Genomic DNA, 19,799 nt, shown 5'->3' on the forward strand with positions numbered 1-19,799 from the left:
GCCGCAAAGCTAAGCGCAGGGGTCCTGCAACGTGAGTTGTGGGTGAGAAATACCCTTAGAACCTGATCTGGATAATGCCAGCGCAGGGAGCGTAGAAATTCCTCGCCCCCGTTCATGCTCCTGAGCCGCTTTGCGCCGAATTTGTCGGCGTCAACACGTGCCCCGCCAGGAGACATTGCATGAACGCCAATCCGAAGTTCCTCTCAGCCAACGCGCGCGTGGACGAAGCCGCGATCGCACCGCTGCCGAATTCCCGCAAGATCTACGTGGAAGGCTCGCGCCCCGACATTCAGGTGCCGATGCGTGAAATCTCGCAAGCCGACACCCCGACAAGCTTTGGCGGCGAGAAGAACCCGCCGATCTATGTGTACGACTGTTCGGGCCCGTATACCGACCCGAACGCCAAGATCGACATTCGCTCCGGTCTGAGCGCCCTGCGCGCCGCCTGGATCGACGAGCGCGCCGACACCGAGTCGCTCGACGGCCTGACCTCGGCCTACGGCCGCGAGCGCGCAGCCGACGCCGCCACCGCCGACCTGCGTTTCCCGGGCTTGCACCGCACCCCGCGTCGCGCCAAGGCCGGCAAGAACGTGTCGCAGATGCACTACGCGCGTCAGGGCATCATCACGCCCGAAATGGAGTATGTCGCGATTCGCGAAAACCTGCGCCGCCAGGAATACATCGAGAGCGTGCGCAACGCCGGCCCGCAGGGCGAGCGCCTGGCCAAGCTGCTTTCGCGCCAGCACCCGGGTCAGCATTTCGGCGCGAGCATTCCCGCCGAGATCACGCCGGAATTCGTGCGCAGCGAAATCGCCCGCGGTCGCGCCATCATCCCGAACAACATCAACCACCCGGAATCGGAGCCGATGATCATCGGCCGTAACTTCCTCGTGAAGATCAACGCGAACATCGGCAACTCGGCCGTGACGTCGTCGATCGGCGAAGAAGTCGACAAGATGACGTGGGCGATCCGCTGGGGCGGCGACACCGTGATGGATCTGTCGACCGGCAAGCACATTCACGAAACGCGCGAGTGGATTCTGCGCAACAGCCCGGTGCCCATCGGCACGGTGCCGATCTATCAGGCCCTCGAGAAGGTGAACGGCAAGGCCGAAGACCTGACTTGGGAAATGTTCCGCGACACGCTCATCGAGCAGGCCGAACAGGGCGTCGACTACTTCACGATCCACGCCGGCGTGCGTCTGGCCTACGTGCCGATGACGGCCAACCGCATGACGGGTATCGTCAGCCGCGGTGGCTCGATCATGGCCAAGTGGTGCCTCGCCCACCACAAGGAAAGCTTCCTGTACACGCACTTCGAAGAGATCTGCGAAATCATGAAGGCGTATGACGTCGCGTTCTCGCTGGGCGACGGTCTGCGTCCGGGTTCGATCTACGACGCCAACGACGAAGCGCAACTCTCCGAACTGAAGACGCTGGGCGAGCTGACGCAAATCGCGTGGAAGCACGACGTGCAGGTCATGATCGAAGGCCCGGGCCACGTGCCGATGCAGCTCATCAAGGAGAACATGGATCTCCAGCTCGAGTACTGCGACGAAGCGCCGTTCTACACGCTCGGACCGCTCACCACGGATATCGCCCCGGGTTATGACCACATCACGTCGGGCATCGGCGCCGCGACCATCGGTTGGTACGGCACGGCCATGCTGTGCTACGTCACGCCGAAGGAACACCTTGGCTTGCCGAACAAGGACGACGTGAAGGAAGGCATCATCACGTACAAGCTTGCCGCGCACGCCGCCGATCTCGCCAAGGGACATCCGGGCTCGCAGATTCGCGACAACGCCCTGTCGAAGGCGCGCTTCGAGTTCCGTTGGGAAGACCAGTTCAACCTCGGTCTCGATCCGGACAAGGCACGCGAATTCCACGACGAGACGCTGCCGAAGGATTCGGCCAAGGTTGCGCACTTCTGCTCGATGTGCGGTCCGCACTTCTGCTCGATGAAGATCACGCAGGACGTGCGCGATTACGCGGCCAAGCAAGGGCTCTCCGACGAAGCCGCGCTCAAGCAAGGTATGGAGGTCAAGGCCGTCGAGTTCGTCAAGAGCGGCGCCGAGATCTATCGCCGTACCTGATGCATGCGTCGGTGGCATCGGCGGGATCTCGCGTTTTGCGTGACGCTTCCCCGATGCTGACGTCATGAAAAAGCGCCCGGAAATCCCGGGCGCTTTTCCTTTCTGCTCGATGTGTGCTCGATGTCAGTCGACACACACCCCGTGCGTTACGCTGCTGGCAGGCCCGTACTCGCCGCCGGTGCGGTCGGCATACCGCGCTGCGTCAGTTGGTTGCGCAGACGCTGCGTCGCAACATGCGCCGGCCGCGACGACACCGACGTCGCGAGCGCGGTAAAGGCCTTCGTGTCGGTCGCAGGCAACGCCGCTGCCGCCATCACGTCATCGTGGCGCATCTCCCAGTGCGCGTCGCCAAGTTGCTCGATGGCCAGCGAGAGCTTGATCCAGTCTTCACTGCCCAGTCCGACGGAGGCAGGCAAGTCGGCACGCACCATTGCCTGATGCATCGGCAAACTGCTGGCGAAACCCACGCGCAGCATCCACCCCGTGCTCTCGCGCGACGGCAGCACACGCTGACCCGCGTGCAACTGTTCGTTCACGTTTCCGATGAACTTGGCGGGCGAGTCGAACTCGTCACACGCCTTCGCCCACACCTTCTTGCCCACCAACGTCGAGTGCCCCGTCCAGCGCTGCGCCGCGGCCAGAAGGGTCCGCGTCACATCGTCGCGACTGGGCGCGACATCCGCGCTAACGGTGCCATTGCGTCCCTCCGTGCCCAACATCGAGCCGTTCACGATGTCGCGGCAGACTTGCGCGCGCTCGCTGCGCCCTCCCGGCATGAGCACCGGGTGATTGCGAATCGCCAGCACCCCGCCGCGCACGGGGGCGTCCGGCACGCCTGCACAAACGTAGAGCGTTTCCGCCGCGGACGGACACAGTACCGGCTGGGCACGCTGGGGTGCCCGGCCGTGGACGCGTGCATCCGTTGCGTCGATGCCGCCGCCGTCGATGGCACAACCCGGCGTGCGCGGCCCGGTCCCCGACTCGGCGGCGTCTTTCCCCGAGCCGATACCGGTGAAGTCGGCGCGCATATGGCTCGCCTTGCGTGCGTCCGGGGTCTGACTGCCGCCATGCGAGGCCGAGACGCTGGGTTGACGCTCGGCGTGCACATTCAAAGCGCGCAGTAACGGCATGCGGCCAAGGTCGGTCGGCGCCTGGGCGAAGTTCAACGCGATGGGCGTGGGCATGGCGATGCTGCCCATGCCAAGACTGAAATTCGCAGGCTGTATCCCGTAATTCATCGTGATGTCCTCGAAGATGAGATGCGTGGCCGAGTGCCACGACTTCGACACGACGCCGAAGCGACGCTCACGATGCCGGAACGGTCTTGCAGGGATTGTCGGTTCCGAACGCGAAGTCGCGCAGCTCGCGCGCGCCACCGTCCGGAAGTAGACAGCGCCAACGCGTCGCTGCGCGAGGCGCCTTGGGATCGGCTGTCGTCGTGCGCCGAACTTATGGCATGCTATCGGACAGCGGTACGGCCGACGCGGCCGATGCGCTCCTCCGGACGGCCCGATGGCCCCGGTGACGCCTCCTCCGCGCCCAGCCCGAAGGCATCTCAAAATGACGGCCCCCGGGGCCTTGTTTTGAAATGTCTCCCTGACATCGGACCCTCCCCCGTGCGACCCGGTCCAGTCTGCGTCCCGGCCAGTATCGCCTTCGCACGTACAGGGACATCAATATGAGTGGTTACGGTTTTCTTTTCAGTATCTTGTTGCTGGTGCTAGCGAGCGCCTTCTTCTCCGCCGCCGAAATTTCGCTGACGGCCGCCAAGCGGACCAAGCTCCAGGTGCTGATGGAAAAGGGCGACGAGCAGGCCGTCAAGGTGCTCGCCCTCAAGGAGCAGCCCGGCAACTTCTTCACTGTCGTGCAGATCGGGGTGAACGCCGTGGCGATTCTCGGCGGTGTGCTCGGCGAGAGCTTCCTCACCGGCTACCTGCTCGAATGGCTTTCGCCGTTCATGAATCAGGCGCTCGCCCTGCGACTGTCCGGCATCGGCTCGTTCCTGTTCATTACCATCGCATTCATCCAGTTCGCCGACCTGATTCCGAAGCGTCTCGCGATGGTCAATCCGGAGCGCGTCGCCACGGCCATCATCGATCCGATGCTGCTCTGCCTGAAGATCCTGCGCCCGCTCGTCTTCGTCTTCAACGGCATCGCCAATCTCTTCCTGCGCATCTTCAAGTTGCCGACGCACGCCATTGAAAACATCACCTCGGAGGACATTGCGGCAATGGTCGGCGCGGGCGCGCAGGCCGGTGTATTGCGCAAACAGGAATTGCATCTGATCGAGAACGTGTTCGAACTCGAGTCGCGCACGGTCGGCTCGGTCATGACGTTCCGCGACGACGTGGTGTACTTCACCATCGCCGAAGACGAGCGAAGCATCCTCCACAAAATCACGGAAAGCCCGCATTCGAAGTATCTGGTCTGTCGCGACGAGATCGACAATGTGCTCGGCTACGTCGATTCGAAAGACTTGCTCCAGCGCATTGCGAGCGAGGACCTGTCGAGCGTGATCCGCAATCTGGATCGCCTCTACGCAAAAAAGCTGCTGGTCATTCCCGACACGCTGAACCTGTCCGAAGCCCTCGCCCGCTTCAAGGAAACGCGGGAGGGCTTTGCCGTCATCATTAACGAATACGGGATGGTGGTCGGCGTCGTCACACTCAACGACATTGTGGGTGCCCTCATGGGCGATGTGGTTCACCCGGCCGACGAGGATCAGATCGTGCAACGTGACGAGCACTCGTGGCTCGTGGACGGCGTCACCTCGGTCGAAGACGTGAAGAAGGCGCTCAATATCGACGAACTGCCCGGCGAGGGCGAATTCGAAACCATCGCCGGATTCATGATCTATCAGCTCAAGCGCATTCCCAAAAAGTCCGAAGCGACCCAGGCGGCGGGCTACAAGTTCGAAGTGGTCGACATCGACAACTACAAGATCGACCAGTTGCTCGTAACCCGTCTGGACACGGTCGCCGAAGCCGTCAGCGCGGCAACGGATCAGGCATCGTAGCCAGCACCTCTCGCAAACGGTCGGTCAATCCGCCATCGCGCTGCGTCGGCCGCGCGATGGCCGACGCGATAACCTGCCACGGCGCATAAAGCGCAACCTGACGCCGTGCGCGCGTCACCCCGGTATAGATCAACTCCCGTGACAGCACCCGGCTCGCCTGCTCCGGCAGCACAATGGCCACGCGATCGAATTCCGAGCCTTGCGACTTGTGGATGGTCATGGCGAACGCCGTTTCATGCGCGGGAAGGCTGGCCGGCGAGTAAAGCCGATATCCCCCGTCGGGCGTCGCAAACGCCACACGCAATGTACCGGACGGACCCAGCGGCAACGCGATCCCGATGTCGCCGTTGAACAGGTTCAACGCGTACTCGTTTTGCGTCACCAATACCGGACGCCCCGCAAACCACGCACCGCTCCCGGCACCCAGCGCCACGCCTGCGCGCCGTGCGAGCAATGCGGTCAGTTGCACACCGAGGAACTCGACACCGCGCCGACCGCCGCGCGTCGCACACAACACGCGGAATTGGCCGAACGCCGCGAAAACCGGCTGCGCCACCATGGCAATGTCGGCCGTAGTTGCCGCTGCCGGATCCCCCAATTGCCCGATGGTCGTAATCGCCTGAGTCAAGGCTTCGAGGTAGGCCGCATAGCCGTCTGCCAGTGCATTCAGATTCGAGGGCGATAACTGCATCCCGGCATCTTCCGCCAGCGTCACGCGATCGGCGCCAGCCATGTCCGGCGCTCGCTCGCCATCGGGCACAGTGAATTCCTTGCGTGCCTCGATGACCTTCCCCGCTTTGATGGCGGTCGCCAGCCGGCCGATGGCGGAGTGCTCGCCAAACCGATAGGTGCGTTCGAGCCACACGACCGCGTCTTCCAATCCGCGGGCAACCCGAGCACGAGACGTTGCGCCGCGCGCATTATCCTCACGCGTGCGCTCGATCATCAACGGCCCGGAGCGGGGCGGGTCAGTCTCCGGCCAGCCGAGCGCGAACAACAGATTCGCGCGCATCTCGGGCGAGAACTCACGCTGTGCGCTCAACTCACCGAAGACGGCCCCGGCTTCGACTGCGGCCAACTGATCCTTGTCGCCGAGGAGAATCAGCCGTGCGCCTTCGGGAACGGCTTCCAGCAATTGCGTTGCCATCGACAGGTCGATCATCGACGCCTCGTCGATCACGATCAGATCGTAGGGCAGCGGATTGCCCGCGTGATGACGGAAACGCCGTCCGACCTGATCGGCGGATTCGGGTAGCACGCCAAGCAGACGATGCAACGTGAGCGCCGCCTCCGGCAGTGCCCGCCGTACGGCCTCCGGCAAATCCTGACGGGCCGCGAGCGCCTCCTGCATGCGCTGCGCCGCCTTTCCGGTCGGCGCAGCGAGCGCTACGCGCAGGTTCGCGTCGCGCTCGAGCAAACAGGCGAGCAAGCCCACCACGGTGGTCGTCTTGCCGGTGCCCGGGCCACCGCTGAGTACCACCAGGGCACGTTGAAGGGCGAGTGCTGCCGCAGCCATCTGCCAGTTCGGCTCGCGTTGCCCATCCGAGCCGGTCAGGACACCTTCACCGAAATAGCGCCACAGGCGGGTTCGATCCTCCGCCGTGATGGCGGGCTGTTGCGGTAGCGTCAGCTTGCGGCCAAGCGCTGTCGCCAGACGCGCCTCATAGCTGTAGTAGCGCGCCAGATAGAGGCGGTCGCGATCGTCCAGCAGCAACGGGAACGCATTCGCCTGCGTATCGTTCGCCAGCGCCATCGCCAGACTTGCCGGCGCACACAGGCCGCTGTCGAACAGGGCGTCACGCCAGACCGACAACGCGGGCGCGTCGCCCGGGAACAGTTCACCGCTGGCTTGCGCGTCCAGCAGGTTATCCAGCGGCACACACACGTGCCCCTCGGCTGTCGCGAGACTTACGGCGAGCGACGCACGCCACACATAGCGGCAAATGACATCGTCTGCGCCGTTGCCCTTGGCGAGGAGCGACATGCGACGCGCGAACCCCTGCGCCAAGCGTACCACCCCGCTGTCGGCGAGTTGTGCGCCGGACGTCTCGCTCAGATGGCGCACGTCGCTCATGCGCCCTCCCCGTGGGTGTCGGCAATATCGGCTGCGTCTGCGACATGCGTGCTCTCACCGCCAGCGGTACGCACATCCAGTGCCAGTGCCTCGGCCAATGCCGCGTTCTCCCCTGCCGCGAACAAATGATCGAGCGCGCTCACCATCTCCAGCGAAGGCTTGTCGAAGAAGACGCCCGGGATATCGTCACCGGTCAGATGCGCGCTGGTCCAGTCGGGGCGCACGCCCCGCACAAACAGATAGAGGCTGCCGCCCATGTCCCGGTCGTAGTCGTAATCAGGCAATCGGCGTTGCAGATAGCGGTGCAACGCCAGTGTGTACAACAGGTATTGCAGGTGATAGCCGTGGTCGGCCATGGCTTCACGCAGACCGTCCGCCCCATAATTTTCCGGCGCGGTTCCGAGATAGTTCGACTTCCAGTCGAGAATCCACCACTGCGCACCGTGCCGGAACACAAGATCGATGAAGCCCTTGAGATAGCCGCGCAGCACCGTGGCATCGAGCGGCAGATCCGGATAACCGAACTGGCGCAGCAGAGCGCGCAAGGCATCGAGCGAAACGGTGTCGGCGGGATACGTGAACTCCATTTCGGTGAGCCGTTCCGCCATCGCGACATCGGCAAGGCGCAGCCCCGGACGCAGCGGCGTGGCCAGCGTGTCGGCGAGCATGTTCATCATCATGGCGCGCCAAGTGTCGTTGCTCTCTGCTCCGCGCCCTGGCGGACGCTCGCGCAACGCCCGTGAAACGGCGTGCGGCCATTGCGAGCGCGTCTGAAAATCCGCCAGTTCAAAAACGCGGTGCAGGCTTTCCCCGGCGGCCGGGCCGCGCGGGAAGCGAAGAATGTCGTCAGACGGCGGCCAGACGTCGTCGCCCTCAGGCGGCAAGGCAAAGGTCGGCCCGGCATTGGCTTGCGCATCGTAATCCGGGCGCGTGCGTTCCGGCGCACTCAGTTGCCCGCCGCCCAGTTGCGGCCCTGTGTGCATGCCCGCCAGCAAACCCGAAAAACTCCCAATGCGCCAGACTTCACGCAACGCACGCGTGCTGGCGCGTGTGACGAGTGCCGGCGCGGCGTCGTGCACTACGCGGGTCCCCACGTCGAGGGCATCGCCGACGGGCAATGGCACGACATCGAGCGGTCCGCCGACGAGCGCCTTCCAGGCCGTGCGAATCGCTGCCGTGCGCTCGTCGGTATCGAGCGTCGACGAAATCCAGTCATTGAACGGAATGCCCTGCCCGGCCGCCAACCAGTTGAGCATGCCGCCGCACGCCTCCTTGACGCTGCGTCTGGAGGCGTAGATCCCGGCAGCCAGATAGCAGCGGTAGACCGCGCGTGTCAGTGCCACATACAGCAGTCGCGCCTGCTCGGCCGATTGCTCCTGACGCAATGCGCCGGCCGCCGCCGAGCCCTTGCCCGCTTCGTCGGTGAAGTCGATCACGGCCGTGGGTCCGTCGTGGTACTCAAGCCCCTCCAGTGCGCCGCCATCCCGGACCGCGCCGTCCCACAGGAACGGACAGAACACCACGCCGTATTCCAGCCCCTTGGACTTGTGAACGGTGACGATCTGCACGAGATTCTGATCGGACTCGAGGCGCAGTTGCGCTTCCTCGCCACCGCTCGCGTTGCGCTGCGACGCCAGCCAGCGCAAGAGTGCCGGCATGCCCGGCTGCTCTGCCCAGCGTGCCTGCGCCAATTCGGCAAGGTGCATGAAATTCGTCAGACGCCGCTCCCCGCCGGACTGTGCCACGAGACGCGCCGACAGTCCGAGTTCGCGCATGAGCGTGCGCCACATCGCCGAGAAACCGCGATCCGTCCACAACTGTCGGTAACGTTGCAGCCGCTCGATCCAGGCGATGGCCTCGGCGTCGGACGCTTCACTTGTCTGCATGCGGTACAACGCTGTCGCGTCGAGCCCGAACAGTTCGGTGGCCAGCGCCGCGCGCAGTGCACGCACATCGCCCGGCGATTCCACCGCACGCAGCACGCGCAATAACGTTTCCGCCTCTTCGCTGGCGAACACCGAGTCTTGCGTCAGTTCGACACTGCCCACGGCATGTTCGGCCAGCATCGCCTTCATCAACGCTCCCTGACGGTGCGTCTGGACAATGACCGCAATATCGCCCGGCGCAAGGGGGTGGTCCCCCACGAGCACGTCACCTCGCGCTGCCCCGGCCAGCAGGCGCGCCACTTCTGCCGCCGTCGCCCGGGCGCAGGCTTGCTGCGCTTCGTCCTTGGATAGCGGTTCGTCGTCGTCGGGCAGCCACCACACGGTGAAGTCGGCCACTTCCCGCACATCCGAGAGCGGGGGCCTGCGCCTCGCGCCCGGACGCACCGGCGGGTACGCCAGCCCGTCGAGCACGAATGCACGCTCGTTGGCACCGAACAGCCGATTACCTGCCTCGATAATGGCAGGCGTCGAACGCTGATTCACAGCCAGCGTGTAGGCAGCATCGGCGTTCTCGCGCGCCGCGAGATAGGTGTGGAGATCGGCCGCACGAAAGCTGTAGATGGCCTGCTTGGGATCGCCGACCATGAACATCGGCCCCCGGCCGTCTTCCGCGGACGCTGTCGGTCGTTGCCCGTACACCGCGCTGAAGATGGCGAACTGCAGCGGGTCCGTATCCTGAAATTCGTCGATCAACGCACACGGATAGCGCTCGCGCAGCGCATCGGCCAGATCCGGGTGCTGGCTCAACGCGCGTGCAATGTTGCCGAGCAGATCGTCAAACGACACCACCCGCAATTCGCGTTTGCGCATTGCCAACTGCTCGGGTGCCTGCATCAGCCACTCGCGCAAGACTCGCAACCATTGCATGGCGTAACGCTCGTCGGCATCGGCACGCGCGCGAACCAGCACGTCGGCCATGTCGAAAAAGCGGTGATCCGGCGGCGTCTCGCCTTTCTTGATGTCCCTGGCAAGCCGCGTCGCCGTGAGCAACTCGGCCTTCTGCGCGAGCAAGGCGCCGGCATCGGATGCGCCCAGATAGCGCTGCCATGCCGAGACCGCCTGGGCCAGCGATGCCTCGTGATAGATGTTCTTTTTGTACGACGGCAGCGCCTTGCGCATCAACTCGGCAATGACGGACGCCTCGGCCTCCCAGCACTCGCAAGCTTGCACGTAGGTGGCGAGCAAGGCCGAATCCGGCGCCGTCTGCGTTGCGGCATCGACAGCCGATGGCCAGCGCAGCATCGACATCGGTTTCTTGAGACGGCGCGCCAGTTGATCGGTCAGCGTGCCCGGAGAACGCTTGCGGTCGACGAGCCACGCGGCGAAACCATCGTCCTGCGAGGCGAGCGGCTCGACCACACGACGCCAGAACTCGACCGCCAGATCGTGACGCACGCCGTTGTCGTCCGGCACCAGCTCATACGCGAAGGGCAGGCCGGCCGCGAACGGCACCTCGGCCAGCGCACGCTGGCAAAAGCCGTGGATGGTGTGAATCGATGCCTGATCGAATCCGCGCAATGCCGTCTGAAGGCACTCACGGATGGCTTTCGGCGCCATGTCCCCACGCTCGATCAGCCCGGCGATCATCACGGTAAACAGCGGATCGTCGCTGGCGTCGGGGTCGAAGTCCGGGAAATCGTCGTCCGCCGCATCTTCCGCCCCGGTATCCTCGTCGCCGAAAAGCGGCGTCATGGCTGCGACCAGTCCTGCAAGGCGCCCACGTATCCGCTCGCGCAATTCGGCAGTCGCGGCATTCGTGAACGTGACGACGAGAATCTGCTCGACAGTCAACCGCTTCTCGAGCAGCAAACGCACGTACAGCGCACAGATATTCCACGTCTTGCCGGTGCCGGCCGACGCCTCGATCAGACAAACGCCGTCGAGATCACAACGGAAGACGTCCAGGTCGATGAGCTGCGTCATGCGCCCTCCACGACTTCAAGGTGCTGCACTACCGGACCGAACACGGCATTCGCGAGCAAGTCGAAGGGCGGGGCTAGCGGATTCTCCACACCGCGCCAGATGAGCCGGCTGTAGGGATCATCGGCGTCGCCGCGCGAGAACGCGGATCCCTGCCACGCACTTTCCGCCTCGGACAGCTTGCCGGTGCTCGCCAGCTTCCACGCACTGCGCGCAAAGAACGGCAGCGGCCGAGTCTGTCCAAGCCGGTACAACGCGACCCATTGCCCGAGCAACGTTGCGGCGTCGTCCACCGGACGCAGCGCAAAGGTCTCGCTCTCCCCGTACCACAGCGTGCGCGCGGCCACATCCATCCCGGCATTGGACGGTTGCTGGAGATGCGCACAGAGCGCGAGATGTGCGACCCACGCCGCGAGCAAATCGCTCGGGCGCATGCTGCCGTAGCGGTACATCACCAGCCCGTAGCGCGACACCGGCGCGAGACGCCCCTGTAACAGGCAATCGGCCGACAGCGTCGCGTCTCCATGCCATTCGACGTTCGTTGCCGCCTTCCACGACGGCGGAAGCGCGGGCTGCAAGGGCAGCGTAATCAGCAGCTCCTGCGTCCCTTCGGCCTGGGCTTCACGGACCTGCGTCGCGAGCGCGCGCAGTCCGCCGAGTTCACGCCGACGCCAAACGGCGCCGGTCGCGCCGCCCGGCAACTCGTGACTGACTCTGGCGATTCGATCGATGGCTTCGGCCTGCGTGCGCGCGTCGCCATCGGCCTGACGCAGCAGACGCGGCAGCAACCGTGAAGCCAACGCATCGCGCCCGGCCCAGTCGAGCACGAAGGGCTCCTCGTCCTCGACTTCCGTAAGCATTTCGCCGAGTGAAAGCCCCAACCGGTCGCGCGCCCACGCACGCCCGGGATGACGCCAGAAGCGCAGCAGGTCGTCGAGCGTCAGATGCGTCTGGGCCACTGCCGGCAACGACTCCCCCACGAACGGCGCGTCGGGCGCCGCGGCGGCCGGCGACGCCAATTGATCCGCCAGTTGCTGTGCTGCCTCGCCATTCGAGACGTCATAGCTATAGAGCGAAGCATCGTGTCCGTCGAAGTACGCGGGAGAGAACGGTTGCAAGGGATGCAGCACGACGACACGCCCACGGGCTTCGCGTTGTTCCTCCAGACCAAAACCCTGCGACACCGGGGCAAGCAACTGACCGGTGAAGTCGAGAAGTTCGTCCACGGCCGTCGACGGCGGGAGCGGTGCATTGTCCCGCACGCTTCGCCCCGTGTAGGTAATGAGGAAGCGATCCTGCGCGCTCAACATCAGGTCGAGGAAGAGATTGCGCTCGTCGTCGCGACGCTGGCGGTCGCCGCGCTGCGGCAACGCACGCATCAGGTCGAACTCGTCGGCGCGCACCCGCCCCGGCAACACGCCGTCGTCCATGCCGATCATGCACACCACCCGATACGGCAGCAGACGCAAGCTCGGGATCGCCGCAAAGGTCACACGCCCCGACGGCACGCCGCCACGGGTCGGATCGTCGAGTGCGTCGGCCAGCACCCGGGCCACGACCTCGACGGGTACCTGCACGTCCGGTGCACCATCGGCGATCGCCGAACCGATCTGCTCGATGGCCATGCGGACTTCGGCAACATCGTCGGCAAATCGTGGTTCGTCCGAAAAAAACTGCTCGAGCATCGCCAGCAACTGATCGCGCCAGGCCAGGCCGGTGCGTTCTGTCTGTAGCGTGAGCGCCGTGAGATCGAGATCGTCGATCAGGCGCGCCAGTTGTCCCAGCAACTCCGCCCGGCCGCCTTCGATCCCCCCGACAGGGAGCCAGTCGTCGACGGGCAGCGCATCGTCCGGCAACGCATACCCCAGGAACAGACGCATCATGGCGTCGCCCAGCGTGTGGCGCTCGAGCGCGGGGGCGACAGCGCCGTCCGCGGCGTTCGCAGTGTTCGCTTTCCCCGATGCATCGAGGCGCAGCAACGCGTCTCCCCGCCAGCCGCGCCGGGCGCCAGCCGCGTGCAGCCAGTTCTGGATGGCGTCGAGCACGTTGCCGCCAAGGTCGTAGCGTTGGGCCACCGCCTCCGTGCGCGCCAGTTCGACCAAATCGGACGCGGCCACCCGCAGTTGCGGCAACGCCAGAATCGACGCAAAGGCGCGAGCTACCGGGTTGGTTCGCGTGGGCGGGAGGCCCGTCACCAGATACGGAATCCGGGGTGTCGCGGTACCGAATACCGCGTCGATGAGCGGTGCCGCCCGGCCCAGATCGGGCACGGTGATCAGCACGTCATCGGGACGCAGATCGGGAATCTCGTCGAAACACGCCAGCAACCGATCGTGCAGCACTTCAATCTGCCGCGCCAGGCTGTGACAGACGTGAACCTGCACCGAACCGTCGGCACGCGTTCCCTCCGGTGCACCATGGCGGCCGTCGTCCAGTGTGAGGATGCCGTTCTGCAGCGCGGCGAGCAGCGTCGGCGCGGGATTCGGCTGAAACAGTGCGCGGTCCTCGACCGCCTGCGGCGCAAGATCGGCGTACAACGCGTCGATGTGCGACTGCGTCTGGCGCCCCCACTCCGCGAGCAGGGGATGTCCCACCTCCCGGTGCGCCGTACCGTCCCGACGTGCGAGATACGACAGGCGCGACGGCGCCACAATATCGAACCAGTAACCCTCACACGGATTGAGCACGTATAGGTGTACGTCGATCAGTCGCGACATCGCCTTGAGCAACGCCATCGACAGCGGCGGCATGGAAGACAACGCAAAGACCGACACGCGCGCCGGCCACCCGGCGGGTACGGTATCGGCAGTCAATTGCTCGATTCGGTCGATGGCGCGCAGCGTCGGATGGCGCTCCCGAATCTCCAGATGTGCCAGCACCTTTTGCCACAACATTCGCTGCCAGACCTCATCGGCCCGCTGAACGTCGCCCCACCCCGTTGCGACGCCGGGATCGATCGCGTCGCCGGATTGCCACCGCTCGAGCCAATTGGGGCGGTACGTCAGGTATTGGTCGTAAATATGCGCCAGACGCTCCGCAAGCTCGAAGCGCATGACGTCGTCAGCCCCCGCCAGATAGCCCGCCAGCCGTGGCGACGCTTGCACCCACGGTTGGGCCAGGCATTGATACAGCGGCCAGACGAGACGGTCCGGGGCGAATGGCGAGCTCTCCGGCACCGTCAGCAGCTTGCCCGCCATGTCCCACAGCCATTGGGCCAGGTAAGTCAGACGGACATTCGCGCACACACCGAAGACGTCCGCATAGTCCAGCTCAAGGCGACGGCGCACCGCCACGCTTGGCACGACGATGGTTTCCGTGTCGAACGGATTGCCGCTCGCGCCGTCGCCGCCAGGGGCCTGGGCGAGATCGCGCAGCAGTGCGGCTTCGAGCGTGGTGAACCGGTTGGAAAAGAATAGGTGGAGCATGCGGGCGTGGCGGCTTAGCGAGTCTGTTCGCAAGCATAGCAAAAGCCCCGGGGCGAGGCCCATCGGACAGATCCGGAATTCCACCTCTTCATGCGTGACGGCAGTCGCGTCGGTCTCGTCCGTCGCCCGGCCGAACGGGAGCGCCAGGCGGCATCTCCCTCCCGATGCACAGCCGCATGCGGCGTGTAACCGGCGGTATCCCCCCTTCGCGGCGCACGGGCCTTCGGCTAGACTCTCTGTGCGCCGCGCCGTACCCCGACGCGCGGCTGGCTTTGCTGCGGAACCCTCGCACCCGACGCATGGACTACCAGACCGATATCAAGAAGTTCCTCTATAGCCATTACTTTTTCAGCGGCACCCGGCAGGCAGTGGGTGTCGTGTTGCCCGCCCTCGTGTTGTTCTGGGGCATGGATCAGCACCTGCTCGGCATCGAGGTCGCCTCCGGCGCGCTGTGCGCGAGCGTGGTCGACATCAACGGGCCGCTGCGGCACAAGCACACGGAGCTGCTCAGTTGCACGCTGCTCGGTGCGCTCACCGTCCTCATCACCGGCATGGCCACCGCCGCGCAGCCATGGCAGTTATGGCTCACCACGCTCATCCTGACGTTCGGCCTGTCGATGCTCGTCGTCTACGGGCTGCGCGCGTCGCTCGTGAGCTTCGCTTGTCTGATGATGATGGTGCTCAATGTCGAGGCCGATCTCACGCGCCATCAGGCCGTGCTCGACGCCGGGGCCGTGCTCGCCGGCGGGCTCTGGTACACCTATTTCAGTCTGGTCGTGTGCCGCATCTGGTGGTTTCGCATCGAGCAGCAGACGCTCGCCGAGAGCTTCTTCGTCACCTCCGAGTATCTGGCCGCGAAAGCGGCCTTCTATGACACATCGACCGATATCGACGACTGCTACCGGCGCCTGATCGCCGCGCAGGTCAACGTGGTCGAGAAGCAGCAGGCCGCGCGGGAAATCATTCTGCGCAACCTCCCGCGCCTGCGCACCGGCACACTGGAGCCGCGTCGCACGATGCTGTTCAACCTGTTCATCAACATCGTCGATCTGCATGAGACGGTGGTGTCGGTCCACACCGACTACCCCATGCTGCGACGCGAGTTCGCGAACAACGACGTGCTCGTCTTCTTCCGCGACATGGTGCGCAAGATCGCGAACGAGGTCGATGCCATCGGTTACGCCATTGCCACGAACGAGCCTTCGCGGGCCCAGCGCAGTTGGCGAGCCGAGTTCCGGGCCATCGAATACGAAATCGAGATCATGCGCAAGCAGGCGCTGCCGCAGCGTGCGCCGGAAGCGTATCAGGCCCTCACGAGCACCTTTCGTCGGGTATGGAGTGCCACGCGTATCGTGGAGCGCATGCATCGCAATACCAACCTCGCCACGTCCGGCTCGGCAACGGAGGTGCAGATCGATCAGGCGCTCGTGCGATTCACATCGCGACAGAGCTTTTCTCCGAAATTGATCTGGAAGAATCTGACTTTCTCTTCGCCGAGTTTTCGTCACGCGCTGCGGGTCACGATTGCGATCACGGCCGGCCTGATCATCTGCGAGAACTGGTCGCTGCTGGCCGGACAGGCGCACAGCTATTGGGTGTTGCTCACGATCATCGTGATTCTGAAGCCCGGCTTCAGCCTGACGAAGCAGAAAAACGCACAACGTCTGACAGGGACACTCGTCGGCTGTGTCAGCGTGCTCGTCATCCTCTCCTTCGTACACAAGGCATGGATACTGCTCGCCCTGATGTTCTTCTGCATGGTGATGGGCAACAGTCTGTCGCTGTTCAATTACGGCCTGTCGGTCGTGTTCATGTCGTCGTATGTGCTGCTGCTGTTCCACTTCCTGCTGCCGGGATCGTTGTCGGTGATCGGCGAGCGCGCCATCGATACGTTGATCGGCTCGACCGTAGCCCTCGTGTGCTCGTATCTGTTCCCGTACTGGGAATACCGACTGATGGGGCCGCTCATCCGGCAGGCGGTGCAGTCCACGCGCGGCTATCTGGAGGCGTGTGCGGGGCGTGGAGGCAAGCGCGACGATCTCGCCTATCGCATGGCACGCAAGGACATGCACATCGCGTTCGGGAATTTCGGCGCGGCGTTCAAGCGCATGATGCTTGAGCCGAAGTCGAAGCAGGTGTCGGTCGGGGAGCTGAACGATCTGCTTGTGCAGAACCATGTGATGGCGTCGTACATCACGGGGATGTCGGACGTGCTGCCGCGTCAGATTGCGGCGGACAAGAGCGGTGAGCTGAAGCAGGTCGTGTCCGCGATCAGCGATCTGCTGTCGCAGGCGGTCGCGGCACCGGCGGCTTCCGTGCCAACCGACACGCAGGCCGCAACCGAGGCGATGCGCGATTACACCCGTCGTCTCGACGCGCTCGTTGTGGCACAGGAGCAGCTACCGGACGCCTCCGACGCGCATGTGCAGGAAATCAAGCAAGTGGTGCATCAACTCAAACAGATGCTGCGGGCCGGGGAGCTGATCTTGCGTGACATGCGCGGCATCCGGCTTCCCGCGTAGCGGTGGTTTGCGACAGCTTCCGATGATCGGCGCCGCCCGCAATGGGCGGCGGGCGGCGGGCGGCGGCCGTCAGCGGGCAGCGACGCGATCAACTCGCGTCAGGCAATCCCCGAGCGCGTTGCGTAGTGATAGAGGTCAACGTCGCGGTCGAGCCCGAGCTTGCGCATGGCGTTCGTCTTCTGAGAGCTGACAGTCTTCACACTGCGACTCAACTTGAAAGCGATCTCGCTGATGGTGAGTCCCGAAACGAACAGTCGCACCACTTCCACTTCGCGTCCGGAAAGCTTGGTTGCGTCGATCTCCGTGTCGTCGACGACCGAATCGTGCAGCCGCGTTGCCAGACTCGCGGGAATGTAGCGACTGCCGTCGGCCACCACACAGACGATATCGGCAATCGAGCTCTGCTCGTCGAGCTTCGAGAGAATCGAATGCACACCGAGCTTGAGCATCCCTCTCAGGATCGCCAGGTTTTCCAGCATCGTCACGACGATGATCTTGATGTTCGGAAAGTACCGGCGCACGTAGCCGATGAGAAAGAGTCCGTCCTTGAAGTGCCCCCCTGGCATCGAGAAATCGGTCACCAGAATGTCGCAAGGCGCCTTGGCCAGCAATCCCACGAGTTCCGACGAGTTGGCCGCCTCGCCGACCAGATGAATCATTTCCCGCTCTTCGAGCAGACGTCGAATTCCAAAACGCACAATTGGATGATCGTCTGCGACCACGACATTGATCGTCATGCCTGTCCCCTGTCTGTATGCGGTATCTGGCAGCCCCGTTGTCGACGCACGTGCAATCCGGTCAATCGCCAAGTTCGCAGCGCGCGGTGCTTCGCGCCTGCCATCGCAACGAAGCAGAACCATTCTGGCAAAAAGGAACGCCACTCCCCTGATAGGAAATGTCACATAACGTGTCGGCGCCGCGCAGCTTGCCACGCGCCGTGGTCAATGCGCGCGAGGCCCGCATGCTGCCCGATAGAGCGGTGACTGCTGTCGGATGGCTTGGCGGCAAGCGCCCGGAGGTGAAATTGCACAGACGTACGGCGCCCTCGTCTGTGCTACTCGGGTCACCGGGGTTCGGACGTTTCGCATCGCCCCGTTCCGGCAATCTGAACCCGAAGTTCGGAATTACCTTAAACACCGATGCCGAAATTGGTGATTGGCCCGGCGCGACCCTCTATAGATGCGTAGTCGGAAGGCGGCACCGAAGCGAGGGCACCGGTCGGCTGTCGCATCAACCGGCCAATGCTCGGGGATGGGCTCAGGAATGGAGGCGGGACCGCGCAGCGCAGCCCACGCGTTACTCCTGCGCTGCCGCGCCGGAAGCCTTCGCCGCGTCGGACGCGGCGCCGCCGGTGCTGTCCGCGCCGTCCGGTGTCAACCCATGCCAGCCACCGCCAAGTGCCGTCACGAGCAACACGTTGGCCGTGAATTGACGGCCGAGAATCGTCAGCGAAGTACGCTCGGTGGTGTAAGCGGTCGCCTGCGCTGTCAACACATTCTGGAAACTGACGGTGCCTGCCTTGTATTGATTCAGGATGAGCTGCGCCGCTTCTCGCGACGACTGCACCGCTTGATTCTGTACGGCGGCCTCGCGTCCCAGATAGTTCAAGGCGGCGAGATTGTCCTCGACCGACTGAAACGCCGTGAGCACCGTCTGGCGATAAGTCGCGACCTGCGCGTCGTAGGCAGCAATGGCGGCATCGGTTTGCGCACGACGCAGACCACCGTCGAAGAGCGTGGCCGCCAGTGCAGGCCCCACCGACCAGAAGCGGCTCGGCAATGTCAGCCAGTTGGCAAAACTGTTGCTCTGGAAACCGCCCGTGGCCGCGAGCGTGAGTGCCGGGAAGAACGCGGCCTTGGCCACCCCGATCTTTGCGTTCGCCGCGGCCACCGCACGCTCGGCGGACGCGATGTCAGGGCGCCGCTCGAGCAGTGCCGACGGCAGACTCACCGGCACCGGCGGAAGCGCCGCATGCAACGGAGACGGCGTCAGCGAAAACGCCGCCGGGGCCTTGCCGACGAGCAACGCAATCGCATGTTCGAGTTGCGCGCGCGTGACTTCGATATCGATGGCCGACGCTTGCGCCGATTGCAGCTGCGTTTGCGCCTGAATCACGTCCGAGCGCTGCGCCACGCCGACTGCGTACTGATTCTGCGTGAGCTTGAGCGTCTGTTCAAACGCCGTGACCGTGCGATCGAGCAACGCTTTCTGCGCGTCCGTCACGCGCAGATCGAAGTAGTTCTGTGCCAGCAACGCCTGCGCCGACAGGCGCGCATTGGCCAGATCGGCCGCGCTCGCCTGCGCACTCGCGTCGCCCGACTCGACCGAACGACGCACGCTGCCCCAGATGTCCGGCTCCCAGCTTGCCGTGCCCGACAGACTGTAGCTGTTCGAGATGCCGCCGACGCCCGAGCCGCTCACCGCCGTATTGCTCACACGCGAGCTGGCGCGCGTGAGGCTCGCGTCGGCCCCGATCGTCGGGAAGAAGGCCGAGCGCGCCTGCGAGGCCACGGCGAGCGCCTGACGGTAATTCGCCTCGGCCACTTTGACGTTCTGGTTATTGACGTCGACCTGCGACATCAGATCGGCCAGCACCGGATCCTGGTAGATCGCCCACCAGTCGCCCTTGGCAGCGGCGTCGCTGGGTTCCGCGAGCTTCCAGTCACCGGTTTCCTTGAACGCGGCAGGCGTATCGATCTGCGGACGCACGTAATCGGGGCCCACCGCACAGCCGGCGAGCCAGAGCACGGCACTTGCCGCAAGGAACGTCGCCGTGCGACGCATGCCCCGCGACGTTCCC

General features: G+C 64.5%; 9 protein-coding genes and 1 riboswitch. Of the genes, 3 read left to right on the forward strand and 6 right to left on the reverse strand.

Annotated elements, in window-relative coordinates:
* The first annotated feature begins 7 nt into the window (after window positions 1-7).
* Window positions 8-106: riboswitch (TPP riboswitch) on the forward strand.
* 73 nt (window positions 107-179) lie between these two features.
* Complete coding sequence (gene thiC / locus ABWO90_RS11030) at window positions 180-2,096, forward strand: phosphomethylpyrimidine synthase ThiC (RefSeq protein WP_353191267.1); 1,917 nt, start codon at window positions 180-182, stop codon at window positions 2,094-2,096.
* Window positions 2,097-2,242: 146 nt separating this feature from the next.
* Here the strand turns inward: thiC and ABWO90_RS11035 are convergent, their stop codons facing one another.
* On the reverse strand, window positions 2,243-3,334 hold the full coding sequence (locus ABWO90_RS11035) for a hypothetical protein (protein ID WP_353191268.1): 1,092 nt from the start codon (window positions 3,332-3,334) through the stop codon (window positions 2,243-2,245).
* 440 nt (window positions 3,335-3,774) lie between these two features.
* Here ABWO90_RS11035 and paeA point away from each other — a divergent pair, with 440 nt between their 5' ends.
* The gene (paeA, locus tag ABWO90_RS11040) at window positions 3,775-5,112 is read left to right on the forward strand and encodes a polyamine export protein PaeA (RefSeq protein ID WP_353191269.1); all 1,338 of its coding nucleotides are present in this window, start codon (window positions 3,775-3,777) and stop codon (window positions 5,110-5,112) included.
* Here the strand turns inward: paeA and recD are convergent.
* From recD to recC, 3 genes are read right to left on the reverse strand one after another with little or no spacing between them, the layout of a single operon-like run.
* Complete coding sequence (gene recD / locus ABWO90_RS11045) at window positions 5,084-7,186, reverse strand: exodeoxyribonuclease V subunit alpha (RefSeq protein ID WP_353191270.1); 2,103 nt, start codon at window positions 7,184-7,186, stop codon at window positions 5,084-5,086. The genes paeA and recD overlap by 29 nt on opposite strands.
* Window positions 7,183-11,055 (reverse strand): exodeoxyribonuclease V subunit beta, encoded by a 3,873-nt coding sequence (recB, locus tag ABWO90_RS11050; protein ID WP_353191271.1) that lies wholly within the window; start codon window positions 11,053-11,055, stop codon window positions 7,183-7,185. The genes recD and recB overlap by 4 nt, the downstream gene beginning before the upstream one ends.
* Window positions 11,052-14,477, reverse strand: a complete 3,426-nt coding sequence (recC, locus tag ABWO90_RS11055; RefSeq protein WP_353191272.1) for an exodeoxyribonuclease V subunit gamma — start codon at window positions 14,475-14,477, stop codon at window positions 11,052-11,054. Before recC ends, recB begins: the two co-directional genes overlap by 4 nt.
* Before the next feature lie 299 nt (window positions 14,478-14,776).
* Between recC and ABWO90_RS11060 the strand changes: the two genes are divergently transcribed.
* Window positions 14,777-16,999 carry an FUSC family protein gene (locus ABWO90_RS11060; protein WP_353191273.1) on the forward strand — a complete coding sequence of 741 codons (2,223 nt, stop codon included), beginning with the start codon at window positions 14,777-14,779 and terminating at the stop codon, window positions 16,997-16,999.
* 98 nt (window positions 17,000-17,097) lie between these two features.
* Here ABWO90_RS11060 and ABWO90_RS11065 read toward each other — a convergent pair whose 3' ends face one another.
* Together ABWO90_RS11065 and ABWO90_RS11070 are read right to left on the reverse strand one after the other, a co-directional pair.
* Window positions 17,098-17,736 carry a response regulator gene (locus tag ABWO90_RS11065; RefSeq protein WP_353191274.1) on the reverse strand — a complete coding sequence of 213 codons (639 nt, stop codon included), beginning with the start codon at window positions 17,734-17,736 and terminating at the stop codon, window positions 17,098-17,100.
* Between the two features lie 559 nt (window positions 17,737-18,295).
* Window positions 18,296-19,783, reverse strand: a complete 1,488-nt coding sequence (locus tag ABWO90_RS11070; RefSeq protein WP_353191341.1) for an efflux transporter outer membrane subunit — start codon at window positions 19,781-19,783, stop codon at window positions 18,296-18,298.
* Window positions 19,784-19,799: the final 16 nt, after the last annotated feature.

This window comes from Pandoraea pnomenusa, from assembly GCF_040391475.1.
Lineage (GTDB): Bacteria > Pseudomonadota > Gammaproteobacteria > Burkholderiales > Burkholderiaceae > Pandoraea > Pandoraea pnomenusa_C.

Excerpts from the sequence above, each read along its gene's own strand:
- thiC (WP_353191267.1), top strand. The coding sequence starts at position 180 with ATGAACGCCAATCCGAAGTTCCTCTCAGCCAACGCGCGCGTGGACGAA.
- ABWO90_RS11035 (WP_353191268.1), bottom strand. The coding sequence starts at position 3,334 with ATGAATTACGGGATACAGCCTGCGAATTTCAGTCTTGGCATGGGCAGC.
- paeA (WP_353191269.1), top strand. The coding sequence starts at position 3,775 with ATGAGTGGTTACGGTTTTCTTTTCAGTATCTTGTTGCTGGTGCTAGCG.
- recD (WP_353191270.1), bottom strand. The coding sequence starts at position 7,186 with ATGAGCGACGTGCGCCATCTGAGCGAGACGTCCGGCGCACAACTCGCC.
- recB (WP_353191271.1), bottom strand. The coding sequence starts at position 11,055 with ATGACGCAGCTCATCGACCTGGACGTCTTCCGTTGTGATCTCGACGGC.
- recC (WP_353191272.1), bottom strand. The coding sequence starts at position 14,477 with ATGCTCCACCTATTCTTTTCCAACCGGTTCACCACGCTCGAAGCCGCA.
- ABWO90_RS11060 (WP_353191273.1), top strand. The coding sequence starts at position 14,777 with ATGGACTACCAGACCGATATCAAGAAGTTCCTCTATAGCCATTACTTT.
- ABWO90_RS11065 (WP_353191274.1), bottom strand. The coding sequence starts at position 17,736 with ATGACGATCAATGTCGTGGTCGCAGACGATCATCCAATTGTGCGTTTT.
- ABWO90_RS11070 (WP_353191341.1), bottom strand. The coding sequence starts at position 19,783 with ATGCGTCGCACGGCGACGTTCCTTGCGGCAAGTGCCGTGCTCTGGCTC.